Genomic DNA, 24,798 nt, shown 5'->3' on the forward strand with positions numbered 1-24,798 from the left:
CGGGCTTGCCCGCGATGGCTATTTAACATTCGCTACAAATGTTGAAGTACTTAACGCACCGACTCAAACAATCCGGTCGCACCCATCCCGCCACCCACGCACATGGTGACCACGCCGTAGCGCAAATTGCGCCGCTGCAACTCACGCACGATATGCCCGACCTGACGCGATCCAGTCATGCCAAACGGGTGACCAATGGAAATCGAACCGCCATTGACGTTGTACTTGTCGTTATCGATTTCCAGGCGATTGCGGCTGTACAGGCACTGCGAAGCGAAGGCTTCGTTGAGCTCCCAAAGGTCAATGTCCGCCACCTGCAAACCCTTGGCCTTGAGTAGTTTTGGCACCGAGAACACCGGGCCGATCCCCATCTCGTCCGGCTCGCACCCAGCCACCGCGAACCCGCGAAAAAAAGCCTTTGGCTTCAGCCCCAGTTCCAGCGCTTTATCCAGGCTCATCACCAGCGTCATCGAAGCGCCATCGGACAATTGTGAAGAGTTGCCCGCCGTCACCGAGCCGTCCTCAGCAAACACCGGCTTCAACCCGGCCAGGCTTTGCAACGTGGTGTCCGGGCGATTGCAGTCGTCGTGATCGACGATACCGTCGAGGATCTGAATCTGGCCGGTGGCCTTGTCTTCAACCCGATACTTCACCGCCATCGGCACGATTTCATCGTCGAACAATCCAGCCGCCTGTGCTTGAGCGGTTCTTTGCTGACTTTGCAGGGCGTACAGATCCTGCTCTTCACGGCTGACGTGGTAACGGCGCGCGACGATTTCGGCCGTCTGCCCCATCGGGAAATAAATGCCCGGCACCTGCTCTTTCAGCAGCGGGTTGATGAGGTTGTCGGTGTTGACGCTTTTCATGGTCAGGCTGATGGATTCAACACCACCGGCAACAATGATGTCGCTGCAACCCGAAGCGATCTGGTTGGCGGCAATGGCAATGGCTTGCAAGCCCGAGGAGCAGAAACGGTTGAGGGTCATGCCGGCGGTGCCGATGCCCAACCGCGACAACACCGCGACATTGCGCCCGATGTTGAACCCCTGCGCGCCTTCGTTGGAACCCGCGCCGACGATGCAATCCTCGACGCTGGAAGGGTCGATGCCTGAGCGTTCCAGCAGCGCATCGACACAATGCGCCGCCATGTCGTCCGGACGGGTCTGGTTGAACTTGCCGCGAAAGGATTTGGCCAGGCCGGTCCGCACGCTGTCGACGATCACCACTTCACGCATGGCATACCTCATTGTTGTTGTCGGTTGAGAGTGGACCGAGCATAAGTCCACCGCATAACCGACCGCGACAATCATTCACCCCGCGTATGCGTAACCATCGCCTTACTGCTTGCGTTGTTTCGCCTTCCTCGCCTGCTTGTCTGATTTCTCGAACGCTTCTTCCAGCGCATGGTTGATTGTGCGCAGGACTTTGACTCGAGCCCAGCGCTTGTCATTGGCTTCCACCAGGGTCCACGGCGAAACTTCGGTGCTGGTGCGGTCAACCATATCGCCCACCGCCTCACGGTAAGCGTCCCATCGTTCGCGGTTGCGCCAATCGTCTTCGGTGATCTTGAAACGCTTGAAGGGAATCTCTTCGCGCGCCTGGAATCGCTCCAGTTGCGTCGCCTTGTCGATGGCCAGCCAGAACTTGACCACGATAACGCCCGAATCGGAAATCTGCTCTTCGAAATCATTGATCTCGCTGTAAGCCCGCAGCCAGTCAGCGGGTGGACAGAAGCCTTCAACGCGCTCGACCAAGACCCGGCCGTACCACGATCGATCGAACACCGTGAATTTGCCCTTGGCCGGAATGTGCCGCCAGAACCGCCATAGATAGGGCTGTGCACGCTCCTCTTCGGTGGGCGCGGCAATTGGCACGATGCTGTATTGACGCGGGTCGAGCGCCGCGGCGACTCGACGTATTGCCCCGCCCTTGCCGGCCGCATCGTTGCCTTCGAATACCGCCACCAAGGCGTGTCGGCGCATGCGTCTGTCGCGCATCAAGCCTGAAAACCGCGCCTGTTCGGTAATCAGTTGTTCTTCGTAATCGTCCTTGTCCAGACTCAAGGTCAGGTCCAGGCTGTCGAGCAGATTCAATTGATCGACATGGATCGGCAGCGGCGCCGCGTTGACTTTGTCCGCGTGCACTTGGGTACGCAGCAGGGCATTTTGCAAACCTTCGAGCAGGATCTTGCCCACCGTCAGGCTGCGATAATGCGCATCCACCCCTTCAATGACATGCCAGGGCGCGTAGTCACGGCTGGTGCGGCGCAACACGCGTTCGCCGTATTTAACGAATTTGTCGTACGTTGCCGATTGCTGCCAGTCCAGCGGGCTGATGCGCCAACTGTGCAGCGGATCGTCGGCAAGCGCCTTGAGTCGCGCCTTCATTTGTTTCTTGGAAAGGTGAAACCAGAACTTGAAGATCAGCGTGCCTTCGTCGCACAACATTTTTTCAAAGCGTTCGGACTGGTTGATCGCCTGATCCAGCACCGCATCCTTGAACAAACCATGCACCCGACCTTGCAGCATCTGGCTGTACCAGTTGCCAAAGAACACCCCCATGCGCCCACTGGCAGGCAGCATCCGCCAATAGCGCCAGGCCGGTGGTCGCGCCAGTTCTTCGTCGGTCTGCTGATCGAACGTGCGGACCTCGATCAAACGTGGGTCCATCCACTCGTTGAGCAACTTGACCGTTTCACCCTTGCCTGCGCCTTCGATGCCGTTGATTAAAATAATCACCGCAAAGCGTTTTTGCTGCTGAAGGTCGAACTGCGCTTCAAGCAAGGCCTCACGCAGCGCTGGCACTTCGGCGTCATAGGTTTCTTTGTCGATGGCGTGACCGATTTCAGCAGATTCGAACATGGACAGCTCCCTTTCCCGTATTGAGCAAGACTAGCGGATTGGGCCGCCAGTCCGTAGAGAAATTCCCTCGGACAAGGGTTATGAGGTGCGAAGCTGCCATGGATCAAGCGTCGTCACGGCGATCGGCTAGAATGGCCACCTTGCCGTTGCAGAGCCTGCCATGAAACCTGTATTGCCTAACGCCCAACTTGACTGGGACGAACAGGGACTTCCGCGTTCGCGAGTCTTTGACGATGTGTATTTTTCCAACCAGTCAGGCCTTGAAGAAACCCGTTACGTATTCCTGGAACAGAACGGATTGCGTGAACGTTTTGCTGCGTTGCCAGCCGGCGGTCGACTGGTCATTGGCGAAACGGGCTTCGGCACCGGGCTTAACTTTCTGTGTGCCTGGCAGTTGTTCGAGCAGCAGGCAGTGGCCGGTGCGCGATTGCATTTTGTCAGCGTCGAAAAATACCCGTTGAGCACCCCGGACCTGCAACGGGCACTGGCGTTATGGCCGGAACTCAAGCCGTTTGCCGATCAATTGCTCGCGCACTACGTGGCGATCCATCAAGGCTTCCAGCGACTGGTTCTGGACAACGGCCGCGTGACCCTGACCTTGTTGATTGGCGATGCACTGGAGCAACTGCCGCAACTGGATGCACGGATCGATGCGTGGTTTCTCGACGGTTTCGCCCCGGCGAAAAACCCCGACATGTGGACCGCCGAACTGTTTGCCGAACTGGCGCGCCTGGCCGCGCCAGGATCGACCATCAGCACCTTCACCAGTACCGGTTGGGTACGACGCCTGCTGAATGCAGCAGGGTTCAAGATGAAGCGCACGCCGGGCATTGGCCATAAGTGGGAAATCCTGCGAGGGGTGTTCCTGGGCTGGCCTGAAGAAACCGCAGCCCCCGTTGCCGCCAAGCCCTGGTTCGCTCGCCCGATGCCAGCGCCCGGTGAACGTCATGCGCTGGTGATCGGTGCAGGCCTGGCCGGTTGCGCGACGGCCGCCAGCCTCGCTGCGCGGGGTTGGCAGGTGAGTCTGCTGGAGCGACATGACGCACTGGCACAGGAAGCCTCGGGCAATCCACAAGGCGTTTTGTACCTCAAGCTTTCAGCCCACGGTACGGCGTTGTCACAGTTGATTGTCAGTGGTTTTGGTTACACCCGACGCCTGCTCGAGCATCTGCAGCGCGGCGTTGACTGGGACGATTGCGGCGTATTGCAACTGGCGTTCAACGCCAAGGAAGCGCAACGCCAGGCGCAATTGGCGCAAGCCTTTCCCGAAGATTTATTGCACATGCTCGATCAGGAACGGGCGCGGCTTCTCGCGGGTGTCGACCTGCAATGGGGCGGCCTCTTCTATCCCGAAGGCGGCTGGGTGCACCCGCCCGCACTTTGCACATGGCAAGCAGCGCATTCGGGTATCCGGATTCTGACGCACCACGATGTGCTGCAATTGCGTCGTGAGCAGGGACATTGGCAGGCTTGGGATGGCGACCGGTTGCTGGCCAGCGCGCCAACGGTGGTACTGGCCGGTGCGGCCGACATCAAGCGTTTCGACTTCAGTAGCGATTTACCTCTCAAACGTATTCGCGGCCAAATCACCCGACTGCCCCAGACACCAGAAAGCCAAGAACTGAGCACCGTCGTGTGCGCCGAAGGCTATGTCGCGCCGGCTCGCTTGGGCGAGCACACACTCGGCGCGAGTTTTGACTTCAACAACGATGACCTGACGCCAACAGCCGCCGAGCACGCCGGCAATCTGCACATGCTCGAAGAAATCTCGATGGACCTGATGGCTCGACTTGGCGCCGACACCTTGCGCCCCGAGACGCTGGAAGGTCGCGCAGCGTTTCGCTGCACCAGCCCCGACTACCTGCCGATTGTCGGCCCTCTGGCAGACCGTGAGGCCTTCGCCGACGCCTACGTCTCCCTGGGCAAGGATGCCCGGCAAACCCCGGACATCCCGTGTCCATGGCTCGAAGGTGTGTACGTTAACAGCGGCCACGGCTCGCGCGGGCTGATCACCGCGCCCTTGTCAGGCGAGTTGCTGGCAGCCTGGCTCGACGACGAACCATTGCCACTGCCCAGAGCCGTGGCCGAGGCCTGTCATCCGAACCGCTTTGCCCTGCGGCGCCTGATTCGAGGCAAATAGACTCAACTGCCCGGCAGCGCGCAGATGCCCAGGTCGTCAATTCTCAATGCGGCCTGGGTCAACTGCTCGAAAACGGCGTTCTGCGCGACTTCCTTTTCGATCTTGATCACCGACACCTGGCTCAGATAGTCGGCCGTCGAGAGGGTATCCGCCTTCTCGAACACCGCCTGCATCTTCGCCGGGTAAGTCACGTTGAGCGCGGCAAACCTTTGCGGGTATTTCCGGCGTTGCATCCGTGAGCCACGCAGGAAGGGTCTTTTGCAGCGACTCGGCGGTTTCCAGATCGCCGGTCATCAGCATCAGCGCAGCGAGCCGGTCTGTGGTGGTGAACGGTTTGATCGCCGCAACAAGGGGTCCTTCACGGGCATACGCAATGTTCCTTATTGCCTACAAAAGAGCCCCTACCGTAGCGAATCCATCGGCCAGTGAATAACGCAAAATCCTAGGTGTTTCAGCCACTTAACCAGCAGCATTGTCCATGCATAACCTAACTATGTACCGCACGCGACTGCGCATTTTGAGTTACGGCCAGCCCTTTGAGCTTCAACACTTATTACTTATCGATCTAAAACTCACAGGATTTCACCGGGTCAGTTTCTGAGTACCCGGCATTTTGGCCGATTATCGATTGACCCTCCCCAACGGAAAAACCGGTAAGGAATTTATGTGCGGATTAGCTGGCGAGTTACGCTTCGATCATCAACCTGCGGACCTGGCGGCCGTTGAACGGATCACCCATCACCTGGCCCCACGTGGCCCTGACGCATGGGGTTTTCATGCCCAAGGGCCGATTGCCCTGGGCCATCGTCGCCTGAAAATCATGGACCTGTCGGACGGCTCGGCGCAGCCGATGATCGACAACCAACTGGGCTTGTCCCTGGCCTTCAACGGCGCGATCTATAACTTCCCGGAACTGCGCACCGAGCTCGAAAGCCTCGGCTATGCCTTCTATTCCGGTGGCGACACCGAAGTGCTGCTCAAGGGCTATCACGCCTGGGGTGAAGCGCTGCTGCCCAAACTCAACGGCATGTTCGCGTTCGCGATCTGGGAACGTGACGCCCAGCGCCTGTTCATCGCCCGCGACCGTCTCGGCGTGAAGCCGCTGTACCTGTCGCGCACCGGCCAGCGCCTGCGTTTTGCTTCCGCTCTTCCGGCACTGCTCAAGGGCGGCGATATCAATCCGATCCTTGATCCGGTGGCGCTCAATCACTACCTGAACTTTCATGCGGTGGTCCCGGCGCCGCGCACCTTGCTGGCCGGCATTGAAAAACTGCCGCCCGCAACCTGGATGCGCATCGAGGCGGACGGTCGTACCGAACAGAAAACCTGGTGGACCCTGCCCTACGGACCGCATGCCGACGAGATGAACCTGACGCTCGAAGACTGGCGTGACCGTGTCCTCGACAGCACTCGTGATGCCGTGGCGATCCGTCAACGGGCAGCGGTCGACGTCGGCGTCCTGCTTTCCGGCGGCGTCGACTCGAGCATGCTGGTCGGTCTGTTGCGCGAAGTCGGCGTCGAAAACCTGTCGACGTTTTCCATCGGTTTCCAGGATGCCGGCGGCGAGCGCGGCGACGAATTCCAGTACTCGGACCTGATCGCCAAGCACTACAACACGCAACACCATCAACTGCGCATCGACGAAAAAGAGATCATCGAGCAACTGCCCGCGGCGTTCCGCGCCATGAGCGAGCCAATGGTCAGTCATGACTGCATCGCCTTCTACCTGCTGTCCCGGGAAGTGGCCAAGCATTGCAAAGTGGTGCAGAGCGGCCAGGGTGCCGACGAGCTGTTTGCCGGTTATCACTGGTATCCGCAAGTCGACGGTGCCGATGATCCATATGCCGCCTACCGCGATGCGTTTTTCGACCGTAGTTATGAAGACTACGCCGCCACGGTGCAGCCGAAATGGCTGACGGCAAATGACGCCGCAGGCGACTTCGTGAAGGAACATTTCGCACAGCCCGGTGCCGATGCCGCCGTCGACAAGGCCCTGCGCCTGGACAGCACGATCATGCTGGTGGACGACCCGGTCAAACGCGTCGACAACATGACCATGGCGTGGGGCCTGGAAGCGCGCACACCGTTTCTGGACTATCGCCTGGTGGAGTTGTCGGCCCGCGTGCCGGGCAAATTCAAACTGCCGGACGGTGGTAAACAGGTCCTGAAGGAAGCGGCGCGTCTGGTCATTCCGAGCGAAGTGATTGATCGCAAGAAAGGTTACTTTCCGGTGCCCGGCCTCAAGCATTTGCAAGGCGACACGCTGAACTGGGTCCGCGAGCTGCTGCTGGATCCGAGTCAGGATCGTGGTCTGTTCAACCCGGACATGCTTGACCGCCTGCTGACCGATCCGCAAGGCCAGTTGACCCCGTTGCGCGGCTCCAAGCTGTGGCAGTTGGCGGCCCTGAACCTGTGGCTCAGTGAACAAGGAATCTGATCGATGAAACCTAACGCTACGGCGTATAGCCAACGCTTGTTGCGCGGTCAGTCGCCCACTTATGAACGCTTGCAGGCGCGCCTGGCCGAGGACGGCAGTGAACTGGGCGCAGCGCCCATTGCGGTGCATTGCGGCTGGGGCCGGTTGTTGATCGGCCACACGTTTCCTGATCCGGCGAGCCTCGCCCAAGAGTTGCTCAATGAGCAGCCGGGCGAGCGAGACATTGCGCTGTACGTCGCCGCCCCTCAGCAAGTGCTGGGGCTGGAGCCGGTTCAACTGTTCCTGGACCCGTCCGACACCTTGCGTCTGTGGTTCAGCGATTATCGTCAGTCAACGCGTGTGTTTCGTGGTTTTCGGATTCGCCGCGCCCAGAGCGAAACAGACTGGCAGGCGATCAATCAGCTGTACCAGGCACGCGGCATGTTGCCCATCGATGCACATCTGCTGACGCCACGCCATCAAGGTGGCCCGGTGTATTGGCTGGCTGAAGATGAGGACAGCGGCGCAATCATTGGCAGTGTCATGGGCCTCAATCATCACAAGGCCTTCAACGACCCGGAAAACGGCAGCAGCCTTTGGTGCCTGGCGGTGGATCCGCACTGCTCGCGGCCCGGTGTCGGTGAAGTGCTGGTGCGCCACCTGATCGAACACTTCATGAGCCGTGGCCTGAGCTACTTGGACCTGTCGGTGCTGCACGACAATCGTCAGGCTAAAAGTCTTTATGCCAAGCTCGGTTTTCGCAACCTGCCGACCTTTGCCATCAAGCGCAAGAATGGCATCAACCAGCCGTTGTTCCTCGGTCCGGGCCCGGAAGCCGAATTCAATCCGTATGCGCGAATCATCGTCGAGGAAGCCCATCGCCGTGGCATCGATGTACATGTCGATGATGCCAATGCCGGCATGTTCACCCTCAGTCATGGCGGGCGTCGCGTACGTTGTCGCGAATCGTTGAGTGACCTGACCAGCGCCATCAGCATGACCCTGTGCCAAGACAAAAGCCTGACGCATAAAGTGCTCAAGGCCGCCGGGCTGAACCTGCCTTCCCAGCAACTGGCGGGCAATGCCGATGACAACCTGGCCTTTCTCGATGAGCACGAACGGGTGGTGGTCAAACCTCTGGATGGCGAACAGGGCCAAGGCGTTGCCGTGGACCTGCAGACCATCGAGGACATTCAGCACGCCATCGATGCAGCACGCGAATTCGACAGCCGGGTGTTGTTGGAAAGCTTCCACGAAGGCCTTGATCTGAGGATTCTGGTGATTGGCTTTGAAGTGGTCGCCGCGGCCATTCGTCGACCGGCCGAAGTGGTGGGCGATGGCCAGCATTCGATCGAGGCGCTGATCGAGGCCCAGAGTCGTCGTCGGCAGGCCGCGACCAGCGGTGAAAGCAAAATCCCTCTGGACCATGAGACTCAGCGCACCTTGCAGGCGGCGGGTTACGACTACAGCAGCATTCTGCCGGCCGGCGAGCATCTGTTCGTACGGCGTACGGCGAATCTTCACACCGGTGGCATCCTTGAGGATGTCACGGAGATCTTGCATCCGACCCTGGTCGATGCCGCCGTGCGTGCCGCGCGGGCGCTGGACATTCCAATGGTCGGGCTTGATCTGTTGGTGCCAGCCGCGGACCAGCCGGAATACGTATTCATCGAAGCCAACGAACGCGCCGGGCTGGCCAACCATGAACCGCAGCCGACAGCGGAGCGGTTCGTGGATTTGTTGTTTCCGCACAGTCAGCCAGCGGCTTCTTAATGATTTATTGCCTGGACTGGCGCCTTCGCGAGCAAGCTCGCTCCCACAGTTGACCGCGTTTCCCTGTGGGAGCGAGCTTGCTCGCGATGGGGCCTTGGCAGGAAACACGAACTCATCCCCTTCATCGAAACCATCGATGTTCGTTACTCATCAGGAGTTTCCATGACCAGCAAAATTCCCGAACCGGATCTCAACTACCTGCAAAAAGTCTTGCTGGAAATGCTCGCCATTCCCAGCCCGACCGGGTTTACCGACACCATCGTGCGTTACGTCGCCGAGCGCCTTGAAGAACTGGGCATTCCGTTCGAAATGACCCGGCGCGGTACGATCCGCGCAACGCTCAAGGGCAAGAAAAACAGCCCTGACCGTGCGGTTTCCGCCCACCTCGACACCATCGGTGCGGCGGTGCGTGCAGTGAAAGACAATGGTCGACTCACGTTGGCGCCGGTCGGTTGCTGGTCCAGCCGATTTGCCGAGGGCAGTCGCGTCAGTCTGTTCACCGACAACGGCGTGATCCGCGGCAGCGTATTGCCGTTGATGGCCTCGGGGCACGCGTTCAACACAGCGGTGGATGAGATGCCGATCAGCTGGGATCACATTGAATTGCGCCTGGACGCTTATTGCGCGACCCGTGCCGATTGCGACTCACTGGGCATCAGCGTGGGCGATTTTGTCGCCTTTGACCCACTGCCCGAGTTCACCGAAAGCGGCCACATCAGTGCTCGCCACCTGGATGACAAGGCCGGCGTTGCGGCACTGCTGGCGGCGATGAAAGCGATCGTCGACAGCGGCGCAGAGTTGATGATCGACTGCCATCCCCTGTTCACCATCACCGAAGAAACCGGCAGCGGCGCCGCGGCGGCATTGCCCTGGGACGTCAGCGAATTCGTCGGCATCGACATCGCACCGGTCGCCCCCGGCCAGCATTCCAGCGAGCATGCGGTGAGCGTCGCCATGCAGGATTCCGGCGGACCCTATGACTACCACCTGTCGCGGCACCTGCTTAGATTAGCCAGTGAAAACGAGCTGCCGGTGCGCCGTGACTTGTTCCGTTATTACTTCAGCGACGCGCACTCGGCGGTGACGGCCGGCCACGACATTCGCACCGCCCTGCTCGCCTTCGGCTGTGACGCCACTCACGGCTATGAACGTACGCACATCGATAGCCTGGCTGCGCTCAGCCGGTTGCTGGGTGCTTATATTCTGAGTCCGCCGGTATTTGCCAGCGATGCTCAGCCGGCGAAGGGATCGCTGGACCGGTTCAGTCATCAGATCGAGCACGACACGCAGATGGAAAGCGATACGCGGGTGCCGCCGGTGGATAGCCTCGTTGGGCAACGCTCCGATAGCTGAGTCCCGATCCGGAGTATGGGTGTGAGGACTATCGCCATCGCAGGCAAGCCCGCTCCCACAGTGGAATGCGATCAACTGTGGGGCGGACCTGCTCGCGATGGCGCCGGGCCAGGCAACCTTCAAGGTCGAGGCTAGCCGCAGTCGCTCATTCGCCGTAGCATCGCGCCATTGTCAAACCGAGGTGCCTATGCTGATTCCCTACGACCAACTAGAAGTCGACACACTGACCCGCCTGATCGAGGATTTCGTGACCCGTGACGGTACGGACAACGGCGATGACACGCCGCTGGAAACCCGCGTATTACGTGTTCGCCAAGCGCTGACCAAGGGTCAGGCACTGATTGTCTTCGATCCGGAGAGCGAGCAATGCCAGTTGATGCTCAAGCATGATGTGCCCAAGCATCTGTTCGACTGAGCCCTTCAACGACCTTTGTTTTTGGCCAGTTTGATCTGGATGCGCTCATAGACTTCGGCGCGGTGCACATTGACGTTCTGGGGGGCTTCGACGCCGAAACGCACGCTGCCTCCGTTGACGGCAAGAATGCGCACGGAAATGTTGTCACCGATGGAAATCATCTCGCCCACAACGCGGCTGAGTACAAGCATGGCATTCATCCTTCAGGGTTACCGGCCCTTGAAGATGCCCGTCGCACAGCCGGTCTTCAATGCAGCGAAGGCAAATCAGTCCTGCCCTACAGCGCACGACGATTCCCCCCGACGGAAACGTCTGACAAATCGGTTCAATCCAGCATCAGGAGGCGGAGAAGCGCGGGCCGAACAAAATGATGCTGGCCCCGATCACGCACAACGCCACACCCAGCCAGTCCGAGCCCAACGGACGAATCCGCTCGACCACCGCCAGCCAGCCAATCGACGCGACAATGTAGATGCCACCGTAAGCGGCATAGGCGCGGCCGGCGTAAGTCGCTTCGACCCGGGTCAATAACACCGCAAACAAGGTCAGGCTGATCAGTGCCGGCACGACCCACAATGCACTTTTACCTTGACGAAGCCACATCCAGAACGCGAAGCACCCGGCGATTTCAAACAACGCCGCGAGGAAAAACCACAAGTAATTGAGCATGCAAACGTCTCGCGAGGATGGCCGATTGCGGCCACCCTAACGAGGGTGTTGCGCAGGGGCAAGTTCAGCCCGCGTTTTGTTTGGCCTTGGCGCGCATTTTGTCGGCCATGACGGTCATTTCGTTGTAGAGCAGTTGTGGGTTTTTCTGCTTGAGCGCCCACGCCATGCGGCCCTGTTCGTGGGGTAGGATCATGAATTCGCCAGCGGCAACGTGCTCGTAGATGTAATCGGCAATGTCGGTCGCGGTGATCGGCGAACTTTCCAGCAATTTTCCGACCTGGGCTTTCATGGCCGGGGTTGGGCCGCGGAAGGAGTCGAGCAGGTTGGTCTGGAAGAACGAAGGACAGACCACATGCACGCCCACTTCCTGCTGTGCCAATTCGATCAGCAAGCTTTCGGACAATGCCACGACGCCGGCTTTGGCCACGTTGTAGTTGCTCATGGCCGGGCCTTGCATCAGTGCGGCCATCGAAGCGATGTTGATGATCTTGCCTTTGCTTTTTTCCAGCAGCGGCAGGAAAGCCTTGCAGCCCTTGACCACGCCCATCAGGTTGATCGCGATCTGCCAATCCCAATCTTCAAGTGACAGCTCACTGAAGAAACCGCCCGAGGCCACGCCCGCGTTGTTGACGATGACATCGATGCCGCCCAGTTTCTCTTCGCACGCCTGGGCGAAGGCCGTTAGCTGGCTGTAATCGCGCACATCGCAACGCTGGATAAAACCGTCACCGCCGGCTTCCCGGACCAGTTTGAGGGTCTCTTGCAGGCCAGGCTCGCTGACATCCGACAAGGCCAGCTGCCAGCCTTCACGCGCCCAGCGCAGCGCGATTTCGCGACCCAGGCCTGAGCCCGCGCCAGTGATCATCATGCGATTTTGCATAGCAAACAGCCTTGTCGTTCCGGGAAAGATGCGCTGAGTGTAGCGAAGGACATTGCCCGACCCACGCTCCATCAGATTGCTGAATGGCCCGAGCAAACCACGGCGAGCCTGCATCAATTAACGTTGCAAAAACGAAATAAGCCTTTCTTCGAAAAACATTAAAAAAACTTGGAATTTTCTGCCCCACGCGCCAGTCGGACGTTATAAGCAGCTTGAATTAAATGCCTTCCAGCTGACAGTTTAAAGCTAGGTCACTTCGAAACACTTCCAACAAGGAAATAGACATGGGCACAATTCTTATCGTTATTCTGATTCTTCTACTGGTAGGTGGTTTGCCGGTCTTTCCACACTCCAGAAGTTGGGGTTATGGCCCGTCGGGTATTATCGGCGTGGTGTTGGTAGTGCTGTTGATTCTGCTGTTACTCGGCAGGATTTAACGATCTAACAGACAAAAAAAGAGGCCCTTGAAAAAGGGCCTCTTTTTTATTGCCGAAAATTTTAATCCGGCTTGCCGTCTACCACACCGGCGGTGTTGTCGAGCAAACTCTTGGTCGCGGTCTGCAAGAACGCTTCAAGTTTCTGCTTGAGGGCCGCTTCATCGGCCGACTCTGGAATCACGTCACCTTTAGGATTGGCGCCCAGCTCGTATTGATACAGCTTGGGCGGCATGTCCTTAGGCAGGACCAGTATACGATCCGCTGTCAGCAACGCGACGGTTTGATCGCTGCCCGAAGGTTTGATCACACCGAATCCCTTGTCGCCTTCCGGCAGGTTCAGCAAGTCACGACCCCAGCATTGATGAATCACGTCGCCACCGACACGCCCCATGATGGTCGGCACGATGTCGATCTGAGTGCCCACGGTATGGTCGACCTTACCGAATTTGTCCTGAATGCCCGGGGCGATCATCAGCATTGGAACGTTGAAGCGTCCCAGGTCCATTTCGGTGATCTGCTGCTCGTTGCCGAAACCGTGGTCGCCGACGATCACGAACAGAGTTTCCTTGAAGTACGGCTCTTTGCGCGCCTTCTCGAAGAACTGCCCCAGCGCCCAGTCGGAGTAGCGCATGGCGGTCAGGTGCTCGTTAAGGGTGCCACGATCAGTGACACGCTCGACCGGCAACGGTGTTGGCAAGGCATATGGCGTGTGGTTGGACAGGGTTTGCAACAAGGCATAGAACGGTTTTTTGTCCTTGCCATCGCGCGCTTTCAACTCTTCCAGGCCACGGTTGAACATGTCCTGGTCGGACACGCCCCAGGTCGGGTCGGAGAACACCGGGTTAACGAAGTCGTTACGCCCGATGAAGTTGGTCATGCCCTGGTTGCTGAAAAAGCCCGACTGGTTGTCCCAGGCGAAATCGCCGTTGTAGACGTACACATCGTCATAGTCACGGGCACTGAGCAACTGCGGCAGGCCAGACAGTTTGTGACTGCCTTCCGGGGTCTGCATCAGGTATTCGAAACCTGGCAGGTTCGGGAAGCAGGCCATGGTCGCGAACATGCCCTGGTGGGTATGCGTGCCGTTGGAGAAGAAGCGGTCGAACAACAGACCGTCTTTGGACAGTGCGTCGAAAGACGGCGTGATGTTACCCGGACGTCCCAATGCACCAACCGAGTGACCGGCGAAGCTTTCCATCAGGATCACCACGACGTTCTTGATCGGCAGGGTCTTGTCGGCATTCGGGGTGAAGTTGCGACGGACGGCGGCAATATCTGCATCAACCAGTTTGTCGCTGGGTGTCAGCAACATGTCACGTACGGTCTGCTGGGCCAGTGGCTGGTCCAGTGTGGCTTTCCAGATGTTGCTGCGCTCGTCCGACATCCGGCTCTTGGCGGCGGCAATCAGTTGCAACGTGCCGTTGAGGCCCAACTGGTTTGCGAAGTTCGAATCGGTGGTGTAGACGTCACCCCAACGCAATGGCGGCCCCTGACGCAGAGTACCGCGGGCGGCAACTACGCACATCATCAGGCAAACCACGAATACCGCGATGCGTGCATACCACGGGGCGATCTGGCGCGTGCCGATGCTGCCGCCGCTGAATGGGCCACGAGGCCGGGTCGCGCGGTCCGCGCCCTTGAACGCGAGGGTCAGGATCAGCGTGCCGAAGGCCCAGGCCAGCAGGTAGCGAACCACCGGAAAACCATACCAGAGCATGCTCATCACGGTAGACGGGTCTTCCTTCACATACTGGAAGACCAGACCGTTGAGGCGCTGGTGGAATTCGCGGTAAAAGTCCATTTCCATCAAGCCGAGGAACAACGCGATGCTCGAAGCGACGGTGAGCCAAAGGCGGAAAAAACCGCGTGCCGCCATGGCCCGTGCACTGAACAACGCCAGCAGCAACGGAACGATGAGGTAGACCACCAGACGCAGGTCGAAACGCAGGCCGTTGGCGAACGCTTCAAGGAAGGTCGAGGCCGGTGTATCAAGAATCATCGAGCGGTTGTAGACCAGCAGCGCAACGCGCAGCAGGCTGAACATGACCATCATGACAAAAGCGCACAGCAGCGTGTAGGCCAGGTGCGATTTGACGGTCGGTTGCAGCAGGCGACTAGAAGCTCGCTGCTGACTCAGGGCGTCCGGGTTTGCCATGTCGTTTTAGGACCCATTGGAAGTTGAAGTTACAAAAATAAAGTGGTGCCCGGCCCTCTGTCGGCCAGTTCTCGGCCCCGGGGCTTGCGCGGTGCGCAAATGTTGCACGATCACCTGCATCATTGCCAATGATTACTGTTTGGCAAGCTGATCGGGCGGATTGTCTTGGAGGCTTTGTGAAAATTTCGTGCAACGTATATCCAGAAACAAAATAAACCTTTTTCACCCTCCTCAGAAACGCAAACGCCCCGAAAGTCGGGGCGTTACATCAAACGCCGTGCGATTACTTCTCGGCGCGTTGCTTCAAGGCTTTGAGGGTGTTGAACGGTGCATCGACCACGAACTTGTTGGCCACCATCGACGGGATGCTGCCACCCGGCTCGGTGTGCACCTGATAGGTCACTTCGACCTGATCCCCCTTGGGTACGAACTTCCAGAAACCTTCGACCTTGGTGACCCGCACAAAACCTTTTTCTTCCGGAATGTATTTCGGCACGCCTTCGAGTTTGCGCGTCAGGCTGCCGTCGGTGCCTTCAATGGTGGTGACGTGCAACACCGAATCACGCGGAGTCACTGGCCATGGGGTATTGAACTGGGTGTAGGTCCAATTCTGATCGCCTTCGTGCTTGAGCAGTTTCTGAGTCTTGCATTCGTGAATCCAGGCGCAGGCACCGGCCACGTCTTCCTGCAATGCACGCAGTTTGGCGACGGTGGTTTTCATCAACGTAACGCCTTGATAGGCCTTGTAGTCAGAGCCGGGCACTTCACTCAGGGATACTTTGATACCGTCTTCGTTCTTGGCAACTTTCCAGTCTTCGGCGTGTGCCGCCGAGGTAGCCAGCACCAGTGTCAAACCACACAGCACAGCCATACGATGCAGCGAACCCATAGTCTTATTCCTTATTGTTGAAGTTCCGTTCGTTGAACACATCACGCCGCCGTTACTTGCTCCCACCAACCCAGCAACTTGATCGCTTCGTCACTGCTGCTTCCGCAGACTTCGACATCGGCTGCAAATGCCGAGCAGACGGCAGGACGCTCCGGCATTCCGAAAAGACGGCACAAATTATCGACAGATAGCTGGATACAACGTTCGCCAGCGGCTTTGCCATTGGGCATGCCGGGAATCGGCGAACTGATGGAAGGGGCAATGCAACAGGCGCCACAGCCTTCACGGCACTTCATGACGAAAGCTCCTCGCGGGGCAATGTGTTAATGGACGAGGCACAGAGTAACCGTTAAAACAGCCGTTTAAAATTACCTGGACCGGGGTTTTTGCACTCAAACGAGCGTGACTGACCAGTCTCCGACAAAGCGTCTGGGTCGGGGGTCACGAATCAGCGTCGTTTACCGCTTGAACTCGAAATCCAGTGCTGCGCCTTCGACATCCCGGCGTTCTTCGTTACGCCGTTGCAACTGCATTTCGTTGTTGAGCAGACGGCCGTTGAGCTGAAACGGGCTGCTGCTCGCTTTGTCACCAAACATTTGTGGCAACACCGCATCGTGCCGGGGCAATGGCACCGTTCCGATCGGCTTCAGCTCTTCAACCATGCCTTGAGGCAAGCTCAAGTCCAGCTTTACCGGAGGAAGTTGGGTTTTCACCACTTCGCTGGCCGATTTCGATTTGGAGGCAATGGGTGGACGCTTTTTCACCGTCGGCTTTTTTTTCACCGGCGCGACTTTTTTTACAGGTGCTGCTTTCTTCGAGGATGTACTGGCTGTCGGTTTTTCCTGAACGGAAGCGCCCATGACGCCTTCGGCATGAAAGGTCATCAACAGGCATAAGGACAGCCACACGGCAGGATAAATCGGTTTCATGGACCCAACAGGGCTAACGGCAGAGGGCCATATGCTCGCCTGTTGCAGGCAACAAGACAAGCATGGACACGCCTGAACAGTCCGTCCCTTTAAATGCCGCCGGCCATCTCCTGGCAAAGTTGAGTCGCCAACATTCCCAATGTCATCAATGCACGCTCGGCTTCACGGTTCCACGGCGTGCCACAGTTCAGCCGAATGCAATGATTGAACTGCTCGGTATTACTGAAAATCAACCCCGGCGCGATGCTGATGCCTTGCTGCAAAGCACGCACATGCAGTTCCTGAGTGTTAACCCGCCCCGGCAGACTGACCCATAGAATAAAACCGCCGGTAGGCCGGGTCATTTGCGTGCCTTCCGGAAAATACTGCTGCACGGCCAGCTGGAAGGCGCTGAGGTTTTTGCGATATTCCTGACGAATGTAGCGCAGGTGACGGTCGTAACCGCCGTTCTCCAGGTAAGCGGCGATCCCCATTTGCGTGACGCTGCACGCCGAATGCGTGCTGAAGGTCTGCAAACGCTGAATTTCCTGCTGATACTTGCCGGCGATCATCCAGCCGATCCGCACGCCCGGTGACAGGGTTTTAGAAAAGCTTGAGCAATAAATCACGCGATCCAGCCGGTCATAGGCTTTCAGAGACTTGGTGCGTCCCTGCTCAAACATCAGCTCGCCATAAATGTCGTCTTCGACGATCTGGATATCGAAATCCGAGGCCAGGCGCAGCAGTTGCTTCTGCCGCTCTTCAGGCATGGTGCCGCCTAGCGGATTGCTCAGACGCGTGGTAAGCACCAGCGCCTTGATCGACCACTGGTTGGCCGCCAATTGCAGGGCTTCCAGGCTCATGCCGGACGCCGGGTCGCTCGGGATTTCAATGACTTTGAGGCCCAGCAGGTCGGCCAGTTGCAGCAATCCGTAATAGGTCGGTGATTCGGCGGCGATCAGGTCGCCCGGCCGGGTCAGCACCCGCAGTGACATCTGCAACGCGTCAACGCAACCGTGGGTGATCACTACCTCGGAGGGGTCGACCACTACACCGGCATCACGCATGCGGATCGCCACCTGTCGGCGCAACGGCTCGAAACCGGGGCTGAACATGTAGCTGAAAGCCCGCGGGCTATGGAAACGGGTGACTTTGGCCAACTGCTGGTGCAAGGCGCGGACAGGCAGGTAGTCGACGCTTGGCACCGCCGCCCCCAGGGGAAAAACACCCTCGCGGCGCGACTCGACCAACACTTGTTGAATGATGCTGCTACGCGTGACCAGGCCCGGGCGCTCAACCCGGGCGATATCCGGTGTCGGCGCGGTCAGGGCCGGCGTCTGGTGCACGTAGTAACCCGATTGTGGCCGGGCGCGGATCAGCCCCTGATCCTCAAGGTTGGCGTAAGCCTGCAACACGGTCGCATGACTGACGTTGAGCTGCGAGCTCATCTTGCGTACCGAAGGCACGCGCTCCCCCGGCTGATAGACGCCACGACGGATGTCTTCGGCCAGTTGCTGAGCAATACGTTGGTAGAGCAAGAGATTGGTCATGACGCAGCACTCGATTTCACGGGCATTTTATTCTTGTGTGAAACAATACCGGAACAGTTTAGAAGTGTACTGGGACAGTTGCCACAATAGTCGACCATACAGTGCAGTGTCAGCAAAAACTGTACTGCTTTGTGAAGCGATTGGCAGGCGTAAAAAAACCCGGCGCTGACAGGCAGGCCGGGTTTTCCAGTGACGCAGCCCTCAGCGAGCGGCGCCGAGCTGGCCTTTTTCGTCGGAGAACACAATCTCCACCCGTCGGTTCTGCGCGCGACCACGCTCGGAAGCGTTCACATCCACCGGGTAATCATCGCCGTAGCCTTCGACTTTGATTCGTTTATCGTCGATACCCAGGTCCATCAGCACATCCGCTACCGACTGCGCGCGGTCAAGGGACAGCTTGAGGTTCTCCTGCTTGCCGCCAGTGCTGTCGGTGTAGCCCTCGATGCGAACCACACGCTTGGGATTGAGTTGCAGGAACTGCACGATTTTGAGCACCACACGGTTCGCCGAGTTCTTCAACTCCGCCTCACCTGTATCGAACAGCACGTCACCCAGGGTCATCACCAGGCCGCGATCAGTCTGCGTGGTCGCCAGTGCAACGATCTGTTCTTCGAGCCACTTGCCCTGCTGCTGCACACTGAGCAACTTGGACTCACGCAAGGCCAGTTGCAGGCGTTGACGCTCCAGTTCGAGCTTCGTCGCGCGCTCTTCGTTGAGCACTTGATTGGTGTGTTCACGCGCGATTTCGCTGTAGCGCTGGCTCAGGTAGGCGTAATGCACCACGTCCGCGCCGCTGCCCCAATAGCTGGAAAGCCGGTCGGCGCGGGCCAGGGATTCGCCGGCGCGGATCACATCCTTGGGAGCGATTCGCAGCACGTTGGAGTCTTCCTTGACCTTCTGGAAGTCTTGGCCGGCTTGCTGCAGCGCGGTCTCGCTGTGTTGACCGGCACAACCATAAAGGCTCGCGCAACCTGCCAGGATCAAACCGCCGAGTGCTTTGGACGTGAGGCTCATTGGGCATCTCCCAGTTGCTTGCGCAGACGAGTGATGCGGGTGTTGAGCACGTTCAACTGCTCCTCGCTCTTGAGGGTCAGCACCTTCGCTTCAGCCAGGCGCGCATCCAGCTCGGCCTGTTCGGCCCGCATGCGCGCATGCTTGTAGGAATGATCGGCCATGTCGCCTTGGGCGCGAGAGAATTTTTCTTCGGCCAGCTTCAGTTCCGGCACATCGTCGGCGTTGGCGCCAACGGCCTTGGCTTGTTCGAGGGTCTGTTCGGTCAAGCGTATTTGTTCATTCGGCGCCGGATCGGCTGCACAACCCGCCAGAGCCAGAACGGCCAGGGCAGCGAAAAGAGGTCGAATACTCACTAAAAATCCCTACTGTTTTGGGGTACTGACAGGCAGTTGCTGCGGTTGTTGCTGCTGCGCTTTCCAGCGCTCGATGTTGCGTTGCAACACAGCCTCCGTCAGTCCGGACGCGGGCAATTCTGTCATCTTTTTGGCCAGCTGTCCGCGCAACCAAGGATCGTTGCAGGCAGAGTTGTGGGAAACCGCGAGGAACAGTCCGGGCTTGTCGACCGGTTGCGGGCGAGGGATCAGGTCATTGGCCATGCTCAGCGCCTGCGCGGCGGCCATGCCCGAGTAGCGCCCGGCGAGGACGAATTCCACCTCCCCCAGCAGCAATTTCTGAAAGGCCTGGGTCAGGTTTGGAGTACGCAGGAGGGTCAATTGCTGCTCGGCGAAAGTGCCGAATGCCTGGGTCATTCGAGACTTTTCCGACAGCGCACCGGGATGGCCATGGAGATCCTGCACTTGGTTGTAGACCAGTGCCGAGTCCTTGCGGGTCCAGACCAGGTAATCATTTTCCAGCAGCGGTGGATGGATATAGTCCAGGGTGTCCAGTTCACTGACGGTCAGTGACGCATCGGCCAACATGTCCATGCGTCCGCTGCGCACTTCATCCAGTGCCTGTGCGCGCTTGCCGGCATAAAGCAGCTCGACCTTGATGCCCATCTCCCCCGCCACCTGTTGCAAGAGGTCAGCGCTGGCACCGATCAAATGCTTGGGGTTTTGCGGGTCTTGCCACAGGTACGGTGGTGCGTCCGGGCTACCGGTCACCACCAGGCGTTCGCACTTGCCCGCGGCATTGGACAGCGCCGGCAACATTGTCAGGCCAAACAGCAATGACCAGCCACACACGCGGCGCAGATCCATGGCGACACTCTCCCACTCAAATCCGGAACAAAAAAAAAGCCCGACCAACAGGTCGGGCTCTTTATAAGTGAAGCAGCCGGATTAGACCAGCTTCTCCAACTCAGGGATGGCTTCGAACAAGTCCGCCACCAGGCCGTAATCGGCCACCTGGAAGATCGGCGCTTCTTCGTCCTTGTTGATCGCAACGATCACTTTGGAGTCTTTCATGCCGGCCAGATGCTGGATCGCGCCGGAGATACCGACGGCGATGTACAGCTGTGGAGCAACGATCTTGCCGGTCTGACCGACCTGCATGTCGTTGGGTACGAAACCTGCGTCGACCGCGGCGCGCGAAGCACCGACGGCAGCGCCCAGCTTGTCGGCCAGGGCGTACAGGTGTTTGAAGTTGTCGCCGTTCTGCATGCCGCGACCGCCGGAAACAACGATCTTGGCAGCGGTCAGTTCAGGACGATCGGACTTGGCCAGTTCTTCGCCGACAAAGCTCGAAGTGCCAGCGTCGTGCGCAGCAGCAACCGCTTCAACGGCAGCGGAGCCACCTTCGCCGGAAACCGGGTCGAAACCGGTGGCACGCACGGTGATGACTTTTACGGCAGCGTTCGATTGAACGGTGGCGATGGCGTTACCGGCGTAGATCGGACGCTTGAAGGTGTCAGCGCTTTCGACCGAGATGATCTCGGAGATCTGGTCAACGTCCAGCTGAGCGGCAACGCGCGGCAGGATGTTTTTGCCGTTGGAAGTGGCGGCAGCCAGGATGTGGCTGTAGCCCTTGCCCAACTCGGCAACCAGTGGAGCAACGTTTTCCGGCAACTGGTGAGCGTAGGCGGCGTTGTCGGCCACCAGCACTTTAGTCACGCCAGCGATTTTCGCAGCGGCTTCAGCCACGGCGCCAACGCCTTGGCCTGCAACCAGCACGTGGATGTCACCACCGATTTTTGCAGCGGCAGCCACGGTGTTCAGTGTGGCCGGGGCCACTACTTTGTTGTCGTGTTCAGCAATAACCAAGATAGTCATTTAGATTACCTTCGCTTCGTTTTTCAGTTTCTCGACCAGTTCAGCCACCGACTTGACCTTGATACCCGCGCTGCGTGCAGCTGGCGCTTCGACTTTCACGGTCTTGTTGGTGGAGGCGGTGGAAACGCCCAAAGCGTCCGGAGTCAGCACTTCGAGAGGCTTCTTCTTGGCTTTCATGATGTTTGGCAGAGACGCATAGCGCGGCTCGTTCAAACGCAGGTCGGTGGTGACGATGGCTGGCAGCTTCAGGGAAACTGTCTGCGCGCCGCCGTCGATTTCGCGGGTCACGGCAACGGTGTCGCCGGACACTTCGACTTTCGACGCGAAGGTGCCCTGACCGTAGCCGCTCAATGCAGCGAGCATCTGGCCAGTCTGGTTGTTGTCGCTGTCGATGGCTTGTTTTCCAAGGATCACCAGCTGAGGCTGTTCCTTGTCGACAACAGCCTTGAGCAGCTTGGCAACGGCCAGGGAAGTCAGATCTTCAGCGGATTCGACGAGGATGGCACGGTCGGCCCCCAGAGCCAGCGCTGTGCGCAGTTGCTCTTGAGCGGTAGACGGGCCGACGGAGACGACGACGATTTCAGTCGCAACACCTTTTTCTTTCAGGCGTACGGCTTCTTCCACTGCGATTTCGCAGAACGGGTTCATCGACATCTTGACGTTGGCGAGGTCGACGCCGGAATTGTCCGCCTTGACGCGAACCTTGACGTTGTAATCCACAACGCGTTTGACAGCTACAAGAACCTTCATGGATTCCTCGTTACTCTCCGGTGAAAAGAAAGTCGCCTAGGCGAACCTGGCGGTTTGATGCTCATCGGCGCAAGGGCACCTCTAAAAACGCTGGCAGGTGTATCGGGTGACCTTGCTCACGAGGCAGATGACCGTTCGTCAGTAGTGACCGACAAGTCATTTATTATCGTGGCGTGTAAACTGCGCGCCAAACCTGCGCAACAAATCACCTTGTACTGCCATCGCCCTGTCTTTAGAGGTGCTCTTGATACCAACAGTCAGCCTACGGCGAGCGCAAAACCGACCGTATCTTGACCGGAACGCTTATTCCGGTCAATACGGCAAAATGGCCGTTCATAAGCCGCGTGACTTTGATTTCTCTGGCTTTGAGCCAATTCAAACAAACGTTTGTATTGGACGCTAGGAGTGGTGTAGATATAATGCGCCACCCAAAGAGAAAGGTGGTCAATCGATTGTCCGTGCTGCGCGTTGAGCAGTCATTCATGGATGCGACACCAAACCTCCAATTAGAAAAAAAACTGTTGAGCCTTGAGTAGGAGATAACCTGTGGAACGCGAATACATGGAATTCGACGTCGTCATCGTCGGTGCCGGCCCCGCTGGTCTTTCCGCCGCCTGCCGCTTGAAGCAGAAGGCCGCTGAAGCCGGTAAGGAAATCAGCGTCTGCGTGGTCGAAAAAGGCTCCGAAGTCGGTGCTCACATCCTCTCCGGCGCGATTTTCGAACCCCGCGCCCTGAACGAATTGTTCCCGGACTGGAAAGAACTCGGCGCTCCGCTGAATACGCCAGTCACCCGCGATGACATCTTCGTTCTCAAGAACGCCGACAGCGCGCAAAAAATTCCAGACTTCTTTGTGCCCAAGACCATGCACAACGAAGGCAACTACATCATCTCCCTGGGTAACCTGTGCCGCTGGCTCGCCCAGCAGGCCGAGAACCTGGGCGTGGAAATCTACCCGGGCTTCGCTGCCCAGGAAGCGCTGTTCGATGAGAACGGCGTGGTGCGCGGGATCATCACCGGTGATCTGGGCGTAGACCGCGAAGGTCACCCGAAAGAAGGCCTGTACACCCCGGGCATGGAACTGCGTGGCAAGTACACGCTGTTCGCCGAAGGTTGCCGCGGCCACATCGGCAAGCAGTTGATCAAGCGCTTCAACCTCGACAGCGAGGCTGATGCCCAGCACTACGGCATCGGCCTGAAAGAAATCTGGGAAGTCGATCCAGCCAAGCACCAGCCTGGCCTGGTGGTCCACACCGCCGGTTGGCCGATGGACATCATGGGCACCGAAAACACCGGTGGCTCGTTCCTCTATCACCTGGAAAACAACCAGGTGGTCGTCGGCCTGATTGTCGATCTTTCCTACAGCAACACCTACCTGTCGCCGTTCGACGAGTTCCAGCGCCTCAAGCATCACCCGGTGCTCAAGCAGTACCTGGAAGGCGGCAAGCGCATCAGCTACGGCGCACGCGCCATCTGCAAAGGCGGCCTGAACTCGCTGCCGAAGATGGTGTTCAAGGGTGGCGCTCTGATCGGTTGCGACCTGGGCACTCTGAACTTCGCCAAGATCAAAGGCAGCCACACCGCGATGAAGTCCGGCATGCTCGCCGCTGAATCCGTGGCCGACGCATTGTTCGCCGAGAAAGACGGCACCGAAGAACTGACCACCTACGTCGACGCGTTCAAGAAGAGCTGGCTCTACGACGAACTGTTCGCCAGCCGCAACTTCGGCCCGGCGATCCACAAGTTCGGCGCCATCGTCGGCGGCGGTTTCAACTGGCTGGACCAGAACATCTTCGGCGGCAAACTGCCGTTCACCTTGCACGACACCAAGCCGGATTACGCTTGCCTCAAGCTCGCGGCGGACTGCAAGAAGATCGACTACCCGAAACCCGACGGCAAGATCAGCTTCGACAAACTCAGCTCGGTGTTCATCTCAGGTACCAACCATGAAGAAGAACAGCCGTGCCACCTGAAGCTGACCGACCCGAGCATCCCGATCGGCAAGAACCTGCCGCTGTACGATGAGCCAGCCCAGCGTTATTGCCCGGCCGGCGTGTACGAAGTGGTGACCAAGGAAGACGGCGAAAAACGCTTCCAGATCAACGCCCAGAACTGCGTTCACTGCAAGACCTGCGACATCAAGGACCCTGCACAGAACATCACCTGGGTGGCGCCGGAAGGTGCCGGCGGCCCGACTTACCCGAACATGTAAGCCGAACGCCTGAACATCAAGGCTCCCGAACGGGGGCCTTTTTGTTGCCCGATATTTTATCCACACCACAAATCCCCTGTGGGAGCGAGCTTGCTCGCGATGGCGCCCGACCATTCAACATAGATGTCGACTGATATACCGCTATCGCGAGCAAGCTCGCTCCCACA

General features: G+C 58.5%; 23 protein-coding genes. 7 read left to right on the forward strand and 16 right to left on the reverse strand.

Annotation, left to right across the window (positions count from 1 at the left end; translation table 11 throughout):
• Nucleotides 1-50: 50 nt before the first annotated feature.
• Both ACM6I0_RS25285 and pap read right to left on the reverse strand, forming a co-directional pair.
• Nucleotides 51-1,235 (reverse strand): thiolase family protein, encoded by a 1,185-nt coding sequence (locus ACM6I0_RS25285; protein ID WP_285430489.1) that lies wholly within the window; start codon nucleotides 1,233-1,235, stop codon nucleotides 51-53.
• Between the two features lie 102 nt (nucleotides 1,236-1,337).
• Nucleotides 1,338-2,861, reverse strand: a complete 1,524-nt coding sequence (pap, locus tag ACM6I0_RS25290) for a polyphosphate:AMP phosphotransferase (protein ID WP_285430488.1) — start codon at nucleotides 2,859-2,861, stop codon at nucleotides 1,338-1,340.
• A 160-nt stretch (nucleotides 2,862-3,021) separates the two neighbouring features.
• On the opposite strand from pap, the gene mnmC reads away from it, so the two are divergent.
• Complete coding sequence (gene mnmC / locus ACM6I0_RS25295) at nucleotides 3,022-5,001, forward strand: bifunctional tRNA (5-methylaminomethyl-2-thiouridine)(34)-methyltransferase MnmD/FAD-dependent 5-carboxymethylaminomethyl-2-thiouridine(34) oxidoreductase MnmC (RefSeq protein WP_285430487.1); 1,980 nt, start codon at nucleotides 3,022-3,024, stop codon at nucleotides 4,999-5,001.
• A gap of 2 nt (nucleotides 5,002-5,003) precedes the next feature.
• Here mnmC and ACM6I0_RS25300 read toward each other — a convergent pair whose 3' ends face one another.
• Nucleotides 5,004-5,234, reverse strand: coding sequence for a hypothetical protein (locus ACM6I0_RS25300; RefSeq protein ID WP_285430486.1), 231 nt, complete (start codon nucleotides 5,232-5,234; stop codon nucleotides 5,004-5,006).
• Between the two features lie 431 nt (nucleotides 5,235-5,665).
• On the opposite strand from ACM6I0_RS25300, the gene ACM6I0_RS25305 reads away from it, so the two are divergent.
• The 4 genes from ACM6I0_RS25305 (at nucleotide 5,666) to ACM6I0_RS25320 (ending at nucleotide 10,958) form a co-directional block, all read left to right on the forward strand.
• Entirely contained in the window at nucleotides 5,666-7,438 is a 1,773-nt protein-coding gene (locus tag ACM6I0_RS25305; RefSeq protein ID WP_285430485.1) for an N-acetylglutaminylglutamine amidotransferase, read from the forward strand.
• Nucleotides 7,439-7,441: 3 nt separating this feature from the next.
• Complete coding sequence (ngg, locus tag ACM6I0_RS25310) at nucleotides 7,442-9,190, forward strand: N-acetylglutaminylglutamine synthetase (protein WP_285430484.1); 1,749 nt, start codon at nucleotides 7,442-7,444, stop codon at nucleotides 9,188-9,190.
• 162 nt (nucleotides 9,191-9,352) lie between these two features.
• Entirely contained in the window at nucleotides 9,353-10,543 is a 1,191-nt protein-coding gene (locus ACM6I0_RS25315) for an osmoprotectant NAGGN system M42 family peptidase (RefSeq protein ID WP_285430483.1), read from the forward strand.
• A 187-nt stretch (nucleotides 10,544-10,730) separates the two neighbouring features.
• Nucleotides 10,731-10,958: a YheU family protein gene (locus ACM6I0_RS25320; protein ID WP_007945785.1), complete on the forward strand. Its 228-nt coding sequence runs from the start codon at nucleotides 10,731-10,733 to the stop codon at nucleotides 10,956-10,958.
• A gap of 5 nt (nucleotides 10,959-10,963) precedes the next feature.
• Here the strand turns inward: ACM6I0_RS25320 and csrA are convergent, their stop codons facing one another.
• The 3 genes from csrA to ACM6I0_RS25335 all read right to left on the reverse strand — a co-directional run bounded on the left by csrA (nucleotide 10,964) and on the right by ACM6I0_RS25335 (nucleotide 12,507).
• Nucleotides 10,964-11,149, reverse strand: a complete 186-nt coding sequence (gene csrA / locus ACM6I0_RS25325) for a carbon storage regulator CsrA (RefSeq protein ID WP_090186644.1) — start codon at nucleotides 11,147-11,149, stop codon at nucleotides 10,964-10,966.
• A gap of 145 nt (nucleotides 11,150-11,294) precedes the next feature.
• Complete coding sequence (locus ACM6I0_RS25330) at nucleotides 11,295-11,627, reverse strand: YnfA family protein (protein WP_285430482.1); 333 nt, start codon at nucleotides 11,625-11,627, stop codon at nucleotides 11,295-11,297.
• A 64-nt stretch (nucleotides 11,628-11,691) separates the two neighbouring features.
• Nucleotides 11,692-12,507 carry an SDR family oxidoreductase gene (locus tag ACM6I0_RS25335; protein WP_285430481.1) on the reverse strand — a complete coding sequence of 272 codons (816 nt, stop codon included), beginning with the start codon at nucleotides 12,505-12,507 and terminating at the stop codon, nucleotides 11,692-11,694.
• A 278-nt stretch (nucleotides 12,508-12,785) separates the two neighbouring features.
• On the opposite strand from ACM6I0_RS25335, the gene ACM6I0_RS25340 reads away from it, so the two are divergent.
• The gene (locus ACM6I0_RS25340; protein WP_285430663.1) at nucleotides 12,786-12,944 is read left to right on the forward strand and encodes a DUF3309 family protein; all 159 of its coding nucleotides are present in this window, start codon (nucleotides 12,786-12,788) and stop codon (nucleotides 12,942-12,944) included.
• A 61-nt stretch (nucleotides 12,945-13,005) separates the two neighbouring features.
• On the opposite strand, the gene ACM6I0_RS25345 is transcribed toward ACM6I0_RS25340, so the two are convergent.
• From ACM6I0_RS25345 to ACM6I0_RS25390, 10 genes are all read right to left on the reverse strand, one after another.
• Nucleotides 13,006-15,099, reverse strand: coding sequence for an LTA synthase family protein (locus ACM6I0_RS25345; RefSeq protein WP_285430479.1), 2,094 nt, complete (start codon nucleotides 15,097-15,099; stop codon nucleotides 13,006-13,008).
• 283 nt (nucleotides 15,100-15,382) lie between these two features.
• Nucleotides 15,383-15,988, reverse strand: coding sequence for an START domain-containing protein (locus ACM6I0_RS25350; protein ID WP_285430478.1), 606 nt, complete (start codon nucleotides 15,986-15,988; stop codon nucleotides 15,383-15,385).
• Between the two features lie 41 nt (nucleotides 15,989-16,029).
• Nucleotides 16,030-16,284 carry a YkgJ family cysteine cluster protein gene (locus ACM6I0_RS25355; RefSeq protein ID WP_285430476.1) on the reverse strand — a complete coding sequence of 85 codons (255 nt, stop codon included), beginning with the start codon at nucleotides 16,282-16,284 and terminating at the stop codon, nucleotides 16,030-16,032.
• A 162-nt stretch (nucleotides 16,285-16,446) separates the two neighbouring features.
• Nucleotides 16,447-16,917 (reverse strand): translation initiation factor 2, encoded by a 471-nt coding sequence (locus tag ACM6I0_RS25360; protein WP_285430475.1) that lies wholly within the window; start codon nucleotides 16,915-16,917, stop codon nucleotides 16,447-16,449.
• A gap of 89 nt (nucleotides 16,918-17,006) precedes the next feature.
• Nucleotides 17,007-18,446 (reverse strand): PLP-dependent aminotransferase family protein, encoded by a 1,440-nt coding sequence (locus tag ACM6I0_RS25365; protein ID WP_285430473.1) that lies wholly within the window; start codon nucleotides 18,444-18,446, stop codon nucleotides 17,007-17,009.
• 201 nt (nucleotides 18,447-18,647) lie between these two features.
• A complete protein-coding gene (locus tag ACM6I0_RS25370) occupies nucleotides 18,648-19,460 on the reverse strand; it encodes an OmpA family protein (protein WP_285430472.1) in 813 nt (270 codons plus the stop codon).
• Nucleotides 19,457-19,813 carry a DUF4398 domain-containing protein gene (locus ACM6I0_RS25375; RefSeq protein ID WP_285430470.1) on the reverse strand — a complete coding sequence of 119 codons (357 nt, stop codon included), beginning with the start codon at nucleotides 19,811-19,813 and terminating at the stop codon, nucleotides 19,457-19,459. The genes ACM6I0_RS25370 and ACM6I0_RS25375 overlap by 4 nt, the downstream gene beginning before the upstream one ends.
• A 9-nt stretch (nucleotides 19,814-19,822) precedes the next feature.
• Nucleotides 19,823-20,659, reverse strand: coding sequence for a substrate-binding periplasmic protein (locus ACM6I0_RS25380; RefSeq protein WP_414923568.1), 837 nt, complete (start codon nucleotides 20,657-20,659; stop codon nucleotides 19,823-19,825).
• Between the two features lie 81 nt (nucleotides 20,660-20,740).
• Complete coding sequence (locus tag ACM6I0_RS25385) at nucleotides 20,741-21,670, reverse strand: electron transfer flavoprotein subunit alpha/FixB family protein (protein WP_285430468.1); 930 nt, start codon at nucleotides 21,668-21,670, stop codon at nucleotides 20,741-20,743.
• Nucleotides 21,671-22,420, reverse strand: coding sequence for an electron transfer flavoprotein subunit beta/FixA family protein (locus ACM6I0_RS25390; protein ID WP_090186674.1), 750 nt, complete (start codon nucleotides 22,418-22,420; stop codon nucleotides 21,671-21,673). It lies immediately after the preceding gene.
• A gap of 546 nt (nucleotides 22,421-22,966) precedes the next feature.
• Between ACM6I0_RS25390 and ACM6I0_RS25395 the strand changes: the two genes are divergently transcribed.
• Nucleotides 22,967-24,631 (forward strand): electron transfer flavoprotein-ubiquinone oxidoreductase, encoded by a 1,665-nt coding sequence (locus ACM6I0_RS25395; protein WP_259152625.1) that lies wholly within the window; start codon nucleotides 22,967-22,969, stop codon nucleotides 24,629-24,631.
• Nucleotides 24,632-24,798: the final 167 nt, after the last annotated feature.

The organism is Pseudomonas sp. IT-P294 (assembly GCF_949767865.1).
GTDB lineage: Bacteria > Pseudomonadota > Gammaproteobacteria > Pseudomonadales > Pseudomonadaceae > Aquipseudomonas.